Origin of the sequence: Nonomuraea sp. K271 (assembly GCF_009908215.1) — a bacterium.
In the GTDB taxonomy this organism is placed as follows: domain Bacteria; phylum Actinomycetota; class Actinomycetes; order Streptosporangiales; family Streptosporangiaceae; genus Nonomuraea; species Nonomuraea longispora.
In genome coordinates, this window is the sequence record NZ_JAAAHR010000015.1 from 54,929 (window position 1) to 68,445 (window position 13,517).

Here is a 13,517-nt window from a genome sequence, read left to right on the forward strand (position 1 = left end):
CCCCGCGATGTCCTGCCGCTACTGTGCCGCTCATGGCGACCCTGCGAGAGCTCGAAGACCAGGGTGGCGGGGGCGCCGCCTGGTGTCCAGCGGCGGGTTCACCCGGCTCCTCTTGGCGGGCTCCCACCTGGGACGACGCTTGCTGATCGGCCGCCTGCCGCTGTAGGAAGGCCGTATGTCCGTCGAAGGTGAACGCCCGGCCGTCGACCACCGCGTGGAGGACGCGCTGTGGGCGGCGAGGAAGTACTACCTGCACGGCGTCACGATGGACACGATCGCCAGGGAGCTCGGCGCCTCACGCTCGACCGTGTCCAGGCTGCTCGCCTACGCGCGTGACGTCGGCCTGGTCGAGATCCGCGTGATGCCGCCCCGCACCCGGTCGACGCGGAGTGAGGCCGAGCTCGCCGGACGGTACGCCGTGCACGCGCACGTGGTGCCGGTGCCGACGACCGCCTCGACGGTGGAGCGGCTGGAACGGTGCGCCGTCTACACGGCACGGCTGCTCACCTCGGTGTTCGACTCCGACATGATCATCGGCGTGTCATGGGGCACGATGGTCAACGCCATCAGCCGCTGCCTGGTGCCCAAGGAGACCACCAACTGCCAGATCGTGCAGCTCAACGGCCTCGGCAACGCCCGTACGACGGGCATGCACTACGCGGGCTCCATGTTGTCCGCCTTCGGGGCGGCGTTCGGCGCTTACGTGCAGCAGTTCCCCGTACCGCTGTTCTTCGACTCACCGCGGACCAAGGAGCTGCTGCTGCGCGAGCGCAGCGTGCGCTGGGTCGTCGAGCTGCAGCAGAGCGCCGACGCGGCGCTGTTCAGCGTGGGCACCGTGACCGACGGGATACCCAGCAGCCCCTACCTGAGCGGCTATTTCCTCGACGAGGGCGACTTCGCCTCGCTGGCGGAGGACGGCGCCGTCGGCGACATCGCCACCTCGTTCTACCGGCTGGACGGGACGCACGACCGCGTCAGGTTCAACGCCAGGACGAGCGGGCCCGACCTCGACCAGTTCCGGCAGATCAAGCACCGGATCTGCGCCGTGTCGGGCGACCACAAGGTCGACGCCCTGCACGCGGCGCTCACCGGCGGCTACGTCACCGAGCTCGTCGTCGACGAGATCACCGCCCACGTTCTGTTGGAGCGGCATCCCTGAGCGCGGCCGGCGCGCCGCCGTCGCTCTCCTCGCCGGCCCTGCCGAACGGTACGCCGCGGCCCTCCCTGACCACCAGCGCGCCGGCGATCGCGACGGCGCACATGACGACCATCAGCGCCGAGATCGCCCATGTGCCCTGCGTGCGCGCGGTCAGGAACGCCGCGATGAACGGCAGGGTGCCGCCCGCGGCCGCCGCGGCCAGTTCCCGGCTCGCCGCCACTCCCGTGAACCGCATCCGGGTCGGGAACTGCTCCGGCAACATCGACGCCTGCGAGCCCAGCATCAGGTCGTTCGCGAACGTCAGCACGAGGAGCATGGCCAGCCACACCAGCAGCACGTTGCCGGTGTCGAGCAGCCAGAAGAACGGGAACGCGGCGACGGCGCACAGCGCGGCTCCCGCGATGAACACCGGCTTGCGCCCGAACCGGTCGGACAGCGCGCCGCACAGCGGCAGCGTGACGAGTTTGATCGTGTTGGCCACGAGCAGTCCACCCGTGGCGACCGCCGCGGCCAGGCCGACGTTGTCGGTGACGTACGACAGCGCGTAGACGCTCGGGATGTACGTCGCCACGTTCGGCCCGACGCTGACCAGGAAACCCTTCAGCAGCGACCCCGGCGCCTCCCGCAGCACCGCGACCAGGGGCGCGGCGCTCCGGTCGCCGGCCTTGACGCTCTCGGTGAACGCCGGCGTCTCGTCCACCCGTGACCTGATGTAGAGGCCGACCGGCAGGATCAGGATGCTGACGAGGAACGGCACCCGCCAGCCCCAGCCGAGGAACGCGTCCTGGGCCAGCCACGTGAACGGGGTGAACACGAGGGTGGCGAGGATGACGCCGAGCGCGTTGCCCGTGGGCGGGATCGCGGCGAACAACCCGCGACGGCCGGGAGGCGCGTGCTCGGCGGCCATCAGCGCGCCGCCCGCGTACTCCGCTCCCGCGCCGAGACCCTGCGTGATCCGCAGCAGGACGAGGATCACCGGGGCGGCGACGCCGATCGACGCGTAGTCGGGGATCAGGCCGATCGCCGTCGACGAGACGGCCATCACCGTCAACGTCACGACGAGCACGAACCGCCGTCCGTACCGGTCGCCGAGGTGGCCGAAGAGCATGCCGCCGACGGGGCGGGCGAAGAAGCCGACCGCGAACGTGCCGAGCGAGGCCAGTGTCGCCGCGAGCGGGTCGCCTTCGGGGAAGAACACCTTGCCGAACACGAGCGCGGCCGCGGTGCCGTACAACATGAAGTCGTACCATTCGAGCGCGGTCCCGATCGTGCTCGCGGAGACCACGCGGCGGATCATCGTCCGCCTCCCGGCCCGCCGCTCGCGGCCGGGAGCCGCTCGGCCCGCGGGCCGAGGTAGGCGCCCTGGTCGAGCAGCCGCTGCTGGAGCGCGGGCACGTCGACCCGCCGCGGCGCGACGCCGGCGGCGACCGCCATCGCCGCGCCCAGCCCCGCCGCCTCGCCCATCGCGAACGACGGTGGCATCACCCGCACGGCGGCCAGCGCCTCGTGGGTCGCGGAGATGCACCGGCCGGCCACGAGAACACCGTCGAGCTCCACCGGGAGCAGGCTGCGGAACGGGATCTCGTAGATGTTCGCGGTCGGCGGGATGCCGTCCTCGAACGGCCCGTCGCCGCTGACCGGGCTGTGGATGTCGACCGGGTAGCCGGCCACGGCCACGACGTCGTCGAAATGTTTCCCGTCGACGAGATCCTCCAAGGTCAGGACGTACTCACCGACGATACGTCTGCTCTCGCGCACACCGACCGTGGCGGCGGTGTCGAGCAGCTTGGCCTCCTCCAGGCCCGGCAGGTTCTCGTGGAAGAACGTCATCAGCTGCCGCACCTGCCGCCGGCCGAGCACCTCGGCTCGGGTCAGGTCGCCGACGTCGGTGCCGTTCATGCCGAGGACCCTCGTGGTGTTGATCCGCCAGACGCCCGGCTCCAGCGTCTTGAACAGCTGGACGCCGCGGCGCGGGATCGGGAACCGGCCCTCCCCGCGGGCCCGCTCGACGATGCCCTGATAGGGGAACAGCTCGTCGGGGTGCGCGTCCTGGTAGGCCTGCACCTTGGCGTCGTCGACGTTCGACACCCGGAAGAACACCGTCATCGGCTGCACGGCGCCGTCGCTCGACCGGCCGTACTCGTAGGCGGCGCCCCCGCGCGCCGCCACGTCGCCGTCGCCCGAGCAGTCCACGGTGACCGTGGCGGGCACCACGGCCAGCCCGCTCTTGTTCGCGACGACGACGCCCGTGACCTGCCCGTCCGCCACCAGGGTGTCGGCGACGAAGCTGTGCAGCAGCAGCTCGACCCCGGCCTCCAGGCACATCTCCATCGCGACCTGCTTGGCGATCTCGGGGTCGAACGGCGTGACGGCTTCGTGCCCGAACACCATGAATCCGGAGTACTGGCTTCCCGCCCTGGTGCGCGAAGGGTGGACCGCTCCACCGGCGGCCTCCATCCTGCGGACGAACTCGTCGAAGACGCCGCGGATCAGCTGCGTGCTGCCGTCCAGCGAGAACGACGTCATGCAGGGGCCGACCAGCCCGGCGGTCAGGTTGCCGCCGAGGAAGCCGAACCGCTCGACGAGCCGTACGGACGCCCCGGCCCGTGCAGCGGCGATCGCGGCGGCCAGGCCCGCGGGCCCGCCTCCCACGACGAGGACGTCCGTGGGCTCACCGACCGGGATGTCGCGCGTATAGCGGAGGGCAGTCGAATCCATGCGCGCCACTGTGACTTCTGCGTGCACGGATGGGCAAGAAATATGCACGAACGTGCACAGAGCACGTTTTGTACGGTCAAATCTCCAGGGCAGCGATGAGTTCCGGGCGCGTGCCGGGTCAGCATGTCCGACACCGCACGTACTGAGGAGGGACCATGACCACCAATGCGCTACCGCCCGTGGTCGACGCCGCCACCTGGCAGCATCGGCTCGACGAGCTCCGCGCCAGGGAGAAGGCCGCGACCAGGGAACTCGACGCCATCGCCGCCCAGCGCCGCCGCCTCCCCATGGTGGAGATGCCCGACTACACCCTCGAAGGCGAGAAGGGGCCGGTCCGGCTGGCCGACATCTTCGACGGCAGGAGGCAGCTGATCGTCTACAACCACATGTGGTTCCCCGGTGAGGAATGGCAGTGCTCGGGCTGCACGGGATTCACCTCCCAGTTCACCCGGCTGGAGTTCCTCGGCGACTACGACGCCCGGTTCGTCATCGTCACCCAGGGCCCCATCGAGGAGGCGCTCGCCTACAAGCGGCGGGTCGGCAACACGATGACCTGGTACTCGACCGCGAACAGCCCGTTCGGCGCCGACGTGGGGGCGCCTCCCGGCGGAGGCTTCGCGGTCAACGTGTTCCTGCGCGACGGCGACACCGTCTACCGCACCTGGCACACCAACGGCCGCGGCGTCGAGCAGCTCAGCCACACCTTCGCGCTGATCGACGTGCTGCCGTACGGGCGGCAGGAGGAATGGCAGGATTCGCCCGACGGCTGGCCGCAGTCACCCGCCTACAGCCGGTGGCCCGAATCCCCGGACATCGCCGCCCGCTACGGCCCCGCCTGAGGTTCCGGGCCCGCGGCGCGTCGCGCCGCTCAGTACAGTGTCGGCATGGCAGGCGAGCAGGTGAGTGCCCGGGTGGACAGCTGGATCTGGTCGGTGCGGCTGACCAGGACGCGCTCGATCGCGTCCGACGCCTGCCGGGGCGGCCACGTCCGGGTCAACGGGGTGCGCGTGAAGCCCGCGCACGCCGTACGCGCCGGTGACGAGATCCGGCTGCGGCACGAGGGGCGCGAACGCATCGTGGTCGTCTCCCGGATCATCACCAAACGGGTCGGCGCCGCCGTGGCCGCCGAGTGCTACGTCGACAAGAGCCCTCCGCCGCCTCCCCGTGAAGAGACGGTGACGGTGGCCGTCCGCTCCCGCGGCGCGGGACGCCCCACCAAGCGCGAACGCCGCAGCATCGACAGGCTCCTCGGCCGCCGCGAGTGACCGCGGGCTGTGCGGCGTCGGGCGACCCGGCGTCGCGTCAACGGGTCGGCGGGCGGGGCCGGTTCCACCAGAGAGAGAGGGACAGGGCGGCCGTGACGAGGAGACCGCCGGCGGCGGCGAACGCGGCGGCGGTGTCGACCCGCTGGGTGATGACGGTGAAGGTGCCGGGCAGGGCGTCGAGGGCGTCCTGGAGCTGGTCGGCGTTCTCGGCGCGGTGGTAGGAGCCGCCGGTGGTCCGGGCTATCCGCTTGAGCGCGGGCTCGTCGAGCATGCGCACGTTGCGGCCCCTGTCGAACCCGCCGCGCCCGCTCATCCCGTCCCACCTGCCATAGCCACGGCCGTCGAACTGCGAGTTCTCGCAGACCATGGGAGCCGGACTCGTGCTGCCGAAGCCGATGGGGAAGACGCGGACGCGCCGCAGGGCCGCCTCCTGAGCGGCGGTCTGCGGGTCGACGCCCTGCGTGTTGGCGCCGTCGGTGAGGACGACGATCGCGGCGCCGGCGTAGCCGGACTTCCCGCCGGGAGGGTTCGCCCCCGCGGGGGCGACCGACGGGTCCACCTCGGCGATGGCGTCGATCGACGCGAGCATGGCCTGCCCGATCGCGGTGCCGCGGCCCACGGTGAGACCGTCCAGCGCCTCGATCAGCGCGTCGGTGTCGTCGGTGGGAGACACGAGCAGACCCGCGCTGCCCGCGAAGGTGACCAGGCCGATGCGCGGCCCGCCCCGCTGCGACTCGATGAACTCCGCGGCGGCCTTCCTCGCGGCGGTGATGCGGTTGGGATCGACGTCCGTGGAGCACATGGAGCCGGAGGTGTCGAGCGCGAGCAGGATCGTCGCCGACGTCTGCGGCACTGGCACCGACGCCTGCGGCCGCGCGGCGCCGACCGCGAGCAGCGCCAGCCCGGTCACGAACAGCGCCGCCGGGATCTTCCGCGTCCAGCGGGTACGCCCCGGCAGCGCGGTGCGTACGAGCGCGATCGAGGTGACGCGCACGGCCGCCCGCCGGCGCCGCCGCCGCATCCACCAGCGGATGGCGAAGATCAGCGGAATGATCAGTACGGACAGCAGCGCCCACGGCCAAGAGAACACCATCTAGATCACCCGTCCCGACCGGAGCACGGTGACCGCCGCTCCCGCGGCGAGCAGCGCAAGGGCGAGCCCGATCAGGGCGCCGGCGAGGGGCAGCGGCTCGTCGGAGACGGTCAGCCGCAGGTCGATCGTGTCGGCGATCCCGTCGAGCCGCGCGGTGTCGGAGGCGGGATGGTAGGCGCCGCCGGTGGTCTGCGCGATCACGGTGAGGGGTTCCTCCTCCAGCGAGGTCTGCAGGTGGTAGCCGTCGACCTTCACCGTGGCCCCGGCCGTGGTTCCGACCCCGACGGTGTGGACGTGCACGCCCGCCTTTTGAGCGGCCTCGGCGGCCCGTTCGACGTCGCCGCCCTGGTTCTGCCCGTCGGAGAACATGACGATCGTCGCCGACGGCCAGTAGCCGAGGTCGGGCGTCTCCCCGTCGCGGCCGACGGCCACCTCCTTGCCGCTGATCACCGACAGCGCGGCCGTGATGGCCGTGCCCAGCGAGGTGCCGCCGGTGAGCTTCAGCCGGTCGATGGCCTTGAGCGCGAGCGAGTGGTCGCGGTCGGGCCTGGCGGTGGTGAGCGCGCCCCGCTCGAACGCGACGACCCCGATGTCGACGCTGTCGGGCTGCGCCGCCACGAACGCGCGGGCCGCCCGCTGCGCGGCGGCCAGTCGGTTGGGGGCGACGTCGTCGGCGCCCATGCTGTTGGAGACGTCGATGGCGAGGATGACGGTGCCCGCGGTCCGCGGCACCGGCACCATGGCCGCCGGTCCCGCGGTGGCGACCGCGAGCACCGCGACGCCGGCGATCGTCAACCCGACCCCGAGGTACGCACTCCGGCCGCCCCGCACGGCGATCCCGGCCGCGGCGAGTGCGGCCGCGCGCCGGCGCGCCGAGACGACGGCGGCCCAGGCGAGCGCCGCCGTCACGAACAGCCCGACGGTCAGCAGCAGCGGGGAGGACAGGGTCATGAGGTCTCCTTCCCCGGCACCATGCGCCGCCCGGCGGCCCCGGTCATGGTCGCCGGTCCCGGGTCCGGGCGACGACCTCGACGAGCGCCTCGGCCAGGTCGCGGTCGGTGTCGACGCGGTGCACGGGCACTCCCGCCCTGCGCATGCCGGCCGCCAGCCTGGCGTCGCGGTCGTCGACGGCCTCGCGGAAACGTACGCGCAGCAGCGGGTCGGCGGAGTCGACGACGAGCTGCTCGCCGGTCTCGGCGTCCTCGACCACGATCAGCCCGGCTTCCGGCAGCACGTCGTCGGCGGTGTCCACGATCCGCAGGGCGACCACCTCGTGCCTCCGGGCCAGGCGCCGCAGCGAGCGTTCCCAGTCGCCGTCGCCGATGAAGTCCGACAACACGACGATGAGGGCGCGGCGGCGGGCGAGCCGGCCGGCGGCGTCGAGCATCTCGGCCAGGTCGGTGGTGCCGCCGCCGCGGGTCTCCGAGGTGCGTCGCAGCTCGGCGCCGATCCGCAGCGCGTGCCGCCGTGAGGTGCCGGGCGGCACGACGCGCACCATCCCGGTGTCGAACAGCAGGGCGCCGACGCGGTTGCCGCCGCGGCCGAACAGCCGGGTGAGGACGAGCGCGAGCTCGGTGAGCACGTCGTGCTTGCCGCGTCCCGGCAGGCCGGCCACCATCGACGCCGACCGGTCGAGCACGAGCCACACCGTCAGCTCGCGGTCCTCGGTGAACACGCGCACGTGCGGCTCGTCCAGGCGCGCGGTCACGTTCCAGTCGATGTGCCTGGCGTCGTCGCCGTCGCCGTACGCGCGCAACCCGGTGAAGTCGATCCCGGTCCCGCGGTACGTCGTGCGGTGGGCGCCCTGGAGCCGGCCGTCGAGCCTGCGGACGACCTTCCACTCCAGGCGGAGCAGGAGCTTGTCGGGGGCGGTGGCCATGGCTCAGCGGTTCTGCAGGACGACGTCGGGCGACCGGACCGCTCCGAGCACCCTGGTGATGATCGTGTCGGCGTCGACGTCGTCCGCGAGGGCCTCGTACGACAGGACGAGGCGGTGGCGCAGCACGTCGAGCGCGAGTTCGGCCAGGTCGTGCGGCAGGGCGTAGTCGCGGCCGCGCAGGAACGCCAGCGCCCGTGCTCCCGTGACGAGCGCGATGGACGCCCGCGGGCTCGCCCCGTGGGTGACGTACCGTTCGAGTTCGCCGAGCCCGCCGGTCGCGGGGGAACGTGTCACCGCCACGAGCCGGACGGCGTAGTCGACGATCGCCGGGTCGACGTACACCTCCTGGGCGCGGGCCCGCATCGCGATCAGGTCGTCGGCCGTCACCATGGCCTGCGGCGGCTCCGGCGGGCGCAGCGCCCGGTCGACGATGGCCTGTTCCTCCGCCTGCGTCGGATAGTCGACGATCACCTTCATCATGAAACGGTCGACCTGCGCCTCGGGCAGCGGGTAGGTGCCCTCCGACTCGATCGGGTTCTCCGTCGCCATGACGAGGAACGGCTCGGGCACCCGGAAGGTCTCACGGCCGATCGTCACCTGGTGCTCCTGCATCACCTCCAGCAGGGCGCTCTGCACCTTGGCTGGAGCGCGGTTGATCTCGTCGGCCAGCAGCAGGTTGGTGAACACCGGGCCGAGTTCGGTCCTGAACTCGCCGGAGTGCTGGTGGTAGACCCGCGTGCCCACGAGGTCGGCGGGCACCAGGTCGGGGGTGAACTGCACACGCTGGAAGTTTCCGGCGATCGCGGCGGCCAGCGACCGTACGGCCAGCGTCTTGGCCAGGCCCGGCACGCCTTCGACGAGCAGGTGGCCGTCGGCGATCAGCGCGACGGCCATGCGCTCCAGCAGGACGTCCTGCCCGACGATCGTACGTTTGACCTCGAACAGCACGTGTTCGAGCGGATGAGCCGGCTCGGGGGACTTCGTCGAGGTCATCTGTGGTCCTTCTCGTGAGGCTTCGATCAGATCTCGGGCCCGTCGCCGGGCGGCCCGTCGCCTTCCGTGCCGCCCAGGGCCACGCCGATGGGCACCGCGAACGCGATGCCGGCGAACGCCTCGTCGCCTCCCGGGTCGGCGATGGAGACGACGATCCCGACGACCAGGCCGCGGGCGTCGAGGAGCGGACCGCCGGAGCTGCCCGGGTTGACCGACGCGTCGAACTGGATGAGCCCGCGCAGGTCGCCTTCTTCCTTGCTCCGTTCGGCGCTGCGGTTCAGGCCCGACACGACGCCGGTGGAGACGCTGTACGTCAGGCCGAGCGGATTGCCGATCGCGACGACGGGCGCGCCCACGGCCACGGCCCCGCCGAGCGTCGCGGGGACGACGATCTCCGGCAGCTTGGCGGGTTTGAGGGTCGCGACGTCGCGTGCGGGGTTCGAGGAGGCGACCGCGGCCTTCGCCCTGGTGCCGTCGGAGAAGGTGAGGTCGACCTCCTTGGTGCCCTTGATGACGTGGTGCGCCGTCAGGATCGTCCCGTCGTCGGCGGCGATCACCCCGGTTCCGAGCGACTTCCCCGCCTGGATGACCACCACGGACGGCCCGACCCGCTTGAAGACGTCGGGCACGGCGAGCGTGGCGCTGGGCGTCGGCGTCGGGCTCGGCCTGGGCGCGGCTGCCTCGCCGCTGCCACCGCCGCCCCCCAGCCAGTACGCCAGCACCGCCACGACGACCAGGACGCCGCCCCCGATGACCATCCGCCGGGCCTTTCCGGCCACGGCTCCGTGAGCTTGCTGAGCCTCGGCCGCACCGGCCTCCTGCGGCACGCGCTCCATCGCCCCATAGTCATAAATTTCAGTCAAAAGTGCCACAAAGTCCGTCTAAGAACTCCATGAGAACCGCCCCGCCCGCTGGGCCTCCTGGACAGCCGCGACAGTCGTGCACCGCGACACCGGTTCGGGATACGCTGTCCGATCCCACCGCAATCCCGTCGTTCAGGACTTAACAGTGGAACTCCCCCCGCATCTGGCCAGCGTGCACGACCTCGTGAAGGATGTGGCACCCCTCGGCCTGCCGGACGAAGAGGAACGCATGAAGGTCGCCCGTTCGTGGGTCGATCTCGGCCTCGAGCTGCACAAGTCCTCGGGCGAGGTCGAGTCGGCCGCGCGGCGCGCCTGGACCGCCAACAAGGGCGGCGACGTCACGGCGTTCCAGGCCTCCTGGGAGGACGAGCACGGCCCTGGACGCCGGCTGGAGGCGGGCAGCAAAGGCGCGTTGCTGACCGGCCTGGGGACGATGGCAATCGTGATCCTCCGGGTGGTGTGGAAGGCGTACGTCACCTACGTCGTGGCGATCCTGGCCGCCTCACTGCTCGCCTCTCTCGCGGCGGGCCCGGCGAGCACGGTGATCCGGTACACCCGAGTCATGGGAGCGCGTCGCACGCTGACACAGATGAGAACGAAGTTCCGGCAGCAGACGGCGCTGGTCGTCCGTGACACGCTTCACCGAGCCAGAATGCTCGCTTATGCGGCGGCGCCCGTGTTCGCGGCTCCGGTGTTCGTCTCGGCCACGAACCTGCGGGGACTCGGGACGTTGCGCTCGAACGAGGAGGCACAGCGTCTGACCGAGGAGGTGCTTCGTGAGACTCCCGCGGGCAGGGCAGCGCTCGCCTACGCCAAGGACCACGGCATCACCGTGGTCTACCAGGGGGACAGCCTCGAAGGCGCTCTCGGGGGCTACACGGACGCCCTGAATGTGATCGCCCTGGACTACGCGGGCCGGACGCCCGAGCAACTTGCCGAGGTGTTTGTCCACGAGGTGAACCATGCCCGTACTGACGGCGATCCGTACCCGATCGGGATGGATCGGGACGAGTACGTGAAGGCGGCCATCGAGGAGGAGGTCGACGGGGAGGTCAAGGCGCACGAGATGCGGATGCAGCTGGCGGCCGCCCGCGGAGAGCCGGAGGACTGGAGCAGCGACTACGGGTTCGCGTACAAGGACGCGGTCGGCCGGGAGAACGACCAACGGCAGCAGCAGCACCTGCCCCCTCTGTCCGCCGAAGCGGAGCGGCGCGTCGGGGACGAGGCCGGTCGCGAGGCGCTGCGCGAGTGGGCGCGGTCCGCCGGCTATGAGGAGCAGTTCGAGCAGCAGTGGAAGCGTCGCTATCTCCGGCCTGTGGCTGACGCTGCCACACCGGATTGGTGAGTTGTGCTCGCGCACCGACTAGGATCCGCGGATGGCTCGTGCACGTAACGACGATCAGGAAGTCGACCACACCAGCCTTCGAGCCGCCGGCGACGTGGTCCAGGAGGTGGCCGGACGCCTCGACGACCTCGCCGGGCAGACGTTCGCCGGCGCAGGCAGGCACCCGGTGAGCGACGTCATGGAGCCCAGTGCCGAGTTCGACGCCGAGTACGCGGACCTGCTGCGGATGATGCCGCAGGCGTACACGTCGATCGTCGAGCACCTGGGCCGGGTGGCCGACGGCATCATCGAGCACTCCGACAACCACAGGCGGGCCGAGCAGGCCAACAAGGCGATCATCGAGGACGTCTGAGCGCGTCCGGGCCCGCCGGATTCAGCGGCTTCCTCGCAAGCGTGCCTGCGCGAACGTGGCCAGGACGGCGACGGCGCAGGCCGTAGCGGTGAGGGCGCCGTACCCTCCGGCGGACATGATCACGGTGGACAGGAGGCCGGCGCCCGCCGCGACGGTCCAGACGGCGGCGTCGACGGCTCCCTCGACGTGCGGCCGTTCGACCTCCGGCAGGTCCCTGGCCAGATGGCCGCTGCCGGCGACGAAACACAGGTTCCAGGCGTAGCCCAGCAGGAACAGGGCCACGGGCCGTACCGGCGGGAAGGCGGCGGATCCCGCCGAGACGACCAGCAGGAGCAGCCCGGCGAGCATCACCGGCCGGGCGCCGAAGCGGTCGAACAGGCGGCCCGTCACCGGGGACAGCGCGAACATGCCCAGCGTGTGCGCGGACAGCGTCAGCCCGACCGCGCCCATCCCGTCGCCGTGCAGGTGCATCTCCAGCGGCGCGGCCGTCATCACCGCGACCATCACGACCTGCGCCGCCACCATGACGACCAGCGCGGACCGCGCGGCCGGCGTGCGGGCGAGCCGCCGTAAGGACATGCGCGGCGCGGCGGCGGAGCTCGCCCGCGCGGGCGCCGCTACGGAGGCCAGCGCCGCCATGGCGCAGGCGAGCCAGGCCAGCAGGAAAGGGCCCGACGCCGACGGTAGCCCCATCCCCGTGGCCGCGCCGCCGGACGCGTCGAGCAGCAGCGGGCCGCCGACGGCTCCGAGGGCGGCCGACCACACCACGACCCCGATGGCGAACCCCCGGCGATGCACCGGATGCAGCTCGGCGGCGGCGTACCGTGACAGTTGCGCCCCCGCGTTGCCGAGCCCGAGCAGCACCATCCCGGCGGTCAGGCCGATCATGTCGCCCGCCGCGACCCCGGCGACCGCCAGGCCGGCTCCGGCCGCCGCCATGACGTAGCCGGTGACCAGGGCCGCGCGCCGGCCCGCGCGGTTCGTCAGCCGGGTCAGCACGAGCGCGCCCGCGCCGGTCCCGACGATACCCAGCGTGGCCGGCACGCCCGCCCAGCCCGTCCCGAGCCGGTCCCCCGCGACCAGCGTGCCCGCCACGCTCGCGACCGCCATCGCCGCGTTCATCAGCGCGGTGCCCGAGCACAGCGCCGCCATCGGCCGTCTTGTGCGGGTCGCCCGGCCCGCTGACACCTCCACAATCATGGTCTTCACGATAGGAACGCCGCATGCGCCGTTGAATGGGCGAACAACGGCATTCAGCGCTGTGCGCCTCTGGGTCACAAACCATCCGACATGCGAAGCTTGGCACATGGAAAGACCGCTGGATCAGACGGACTGGCACATCATCGGCGAGCTCCAGCGCGACGGGCGGCTCTCCTTCAACCGGCTCGCCCAGCGCGTCAACCTCTCCGCGCCCGCCGTGGCCGAACGCGTACGGCGGCTGGAGGAGTCGGGGGTGATCACGGGCTACCAGGCGCGCGTCGACCCGGCGAGCGCCGGGCAGCCGCTGACGGCCTTCGTCCAGATGCGCTGCGCGCACGGCCGCTGCCTGCTCAAGACCACGGCCGCCGAGGACCTGCCCGAGGTCACCGAGGTGCACAAGCTGAGCGGCAGCTGGTGCACGATGCTCAAGGTGCGGGTCGCCTCGATGCCGCACCTGGAAGGACTGCTCGAACGGCTGGGCGAGCACGGCGAGATGAACTCCCACGTCGTGCTCTCGACACCGTACGAAGGCCGCCTCGTCGAGCCTCAGCCCTCGCGTGACCGTCCGGTGACCGCCTCGCAGGGCTGGACGCGCCGTCACCCGGGCGGTCGCGCGTGAACACCCGCTCGGCGTACGGCAGAAAGGAGAC

14 protein-coding genes are annotated in these 13,517 nt (G+C 71.8%); 6 read left to right on the top strand and 8 right to left on the bottom strand.

The genetic code is table 11. The annotated features are described in order from the left end of the window. Positions 1-175 precede the first annotated feature (175 nt). A complete protein-coding gene (locus tag GUY59_RS07695; protein WP_138199722.1) occupies positions 176-1,159 on the top strand; it encodes a sugar-binding transcriptional regulator in 984 nt (327 codons plus the stop codon). Here GUY59_RS07695 and GUY59_RS07700 read toward each other — a convergent pair. Further along, complete coding sequence (locus GUY59_RS07700; RefSeq protein ID WP_138199721.1) at positions 1,125-2,456, bottom strand: MFS transporter; 1,332 nt, start codon at positions 2,454-2,456, stop codon at positions 1,125-1,127. The genes GUY59_RS07695 and GUY59_RS07700 overlap by 35 nt on opposite strands. After that, positions 2,453-3,877: an FAD-dependent oxidoreductase gene (locus GUY59_RS07705; RefSeq protein ID WP_138199720.1), complete on the bottom strand. Its 1,425-nt coding sequence runs from the start codon at positions 3,875-3,877 to the stop codon at positions 2,453-2,455. The genes GUY59_RS07700 and GUY59_RS07705 overlap by 4 nt, the downstream gene beginning before the upstream one ends. A gap of 155 nt (positions 3,878-4,032) precedes the next feature. Between GUY59_RS07705 and GUY59_RS07710 the strand changes: the two genes are divergently transcribed. Beyond that, positions 4,033-4,716 (top strand): DUF899 domain-containing protein, encoded by a 684-nt coding sequence (locus tag GUY59_RS07710; RefSeq protein WP_138199719.1) that lies wholly within the window; start codon positions 4,033-4,035, stop codon positions 4,714-4,716. A 45-nt stretch (positions 4,717-4,761) separates the two neighbouring features. Beyond that, complete coding sequence (locus tag GUY59_RS07715; protein WP_132332312.1) at positions 4,762-5,142, top strand: RNA-binding S4 domain-containing protein; 381 nt, start codon at positions 4,762-4,764, stop codon at positions 5,140-5,142. 37 nt (positions 5,143-5,179) lie between these two features. Here the strand turns inward: GUY59_RS07715 and GUY59_RS07720 are convergent, their stop codons facing one another. From GUY59_RS07720 to GUY59_RS07740, 5 genes are read right to left on the bottom strand one after another with little or no spacing between them, the layout of a single operon-like run. Further along, positions 5,180-6,235 carry a VWA domain-containing protein gene (locus tag GUY59_RS07720; RefSeq protein ID WP_138199718.1) on the bottom strand — a complete coding sequence of 352 codons (1,056 nt, stop codon included), beginning with the start codon at positions 6,233-6,235 and terminating at the stop codon, positions 5,180-5,182. Then, positions 6,236-7,186 (bottom strand): VWA domain-containing protein, encoded by a 951-nt coding sequence (locus tag GUY59_RS07725; RefSeq protein ID WP_138199717.1) that lies wholly within the window; start codon positions 7,184-7,186, stop codon positions 6,236-6,238. Positions 7,187-7,229: 43 nt separating this feature from the next. Next, positions 7,230-8,114, bottom strand: coding sequence for a DUF58 domain-containing protein (locus GUY59_RS07730; protein ID WP_138199716.1), 885 nt, complete (start codon positions 8,112-8,114; stop codon positions 7,230-7,232). A 3-nt stretch (positions 8,115-8,117) separates the two neighbouring features. Continuing rightward, a complete protein-coding gene (locus GUY59_RS07735) occupies positions 8,118-9,107 on the bottom strand; it encodes an AAA family ATPase (RefSeq protein ID WP_138199715.1) in 990 nt (329 codons plus the stop codon). Between the two features lie 26 nt (positions 9,108-9,133). Next, positions 9,134-9,943 carry a S1C family serine protease gene (locus tag GUY59_RS07740; protein ID WP_138199714.1) on the bottom strand — a complete coding sequence of 270 codons (810 nt, stop codon included), beginning with the start codon at positions 9,941-9,943 and terminating at the stop codon, positions 9,134-9,136. Positions 9,944-10,115: 172 nt separating this feature from the next. On the opposite strand from GUY59_RS07740, the gene GUY59_RS07745 reads away from it, so the two are divergent. Then, positions 10,116-11,315, top strand: a complete 1,200-nt coding sequence (locus tag GUY59_RS07745; RefSeq protein WP_161714447.1) for a DUF6782 family putative metallopeptidase — start codon at positions 10,116-10,118, stop codon at positions 11,313-11,315. A gap of 31 nt (positions 11,316-11,346) precedes the next feature. Further along, positions 11,347-11,667: a hypothetical protein gene (locus tag GUY59_RS07750; protein ID WP_138199712.1), complete on the top strand. Its 321-nt coding sequence runs from the start codon at positions 11,347-11,349 to the stop codon at positions 11,665-11,667. Between the two features lie 21 nt (positions 11,668-11,688). Here the strand turns inward: GUY59_RS07750 and GUY59_RS07755 are convergent, their stop codons facing one another. Continuing rightward, on the bottom strand, positions 11,689-12,867 hold the full coding sequence (locus GUY59_RS07755) for an MFS transporter (RefSeq protein WP_138199711.1): 1,179 nt from the start codon (positions 12,865-12,867) through the stop codon (positions 11,689-11,691). Positions 12,868-12,973: 106 nt separating this feature from the next. On the opposite strand from GUY59_RS07755, the gene GUY59_RS07760 reads away from it, so the two are divergent. After that, positions 12,974-13,486 carry an Lrp/AsnC family transcriptional regulator gene (locus GUY59_RS07760; protein WP_132332303.1) on the top strand — a complete coding sequence of 171 codons (513 nt, stop codon included), beginning with the start codon at positions 12,974-12,976 and terminating at the stop codon, positions 13,484-13,486. Positions 13,487-13,517: the final 31 nt, after the last annotated feature.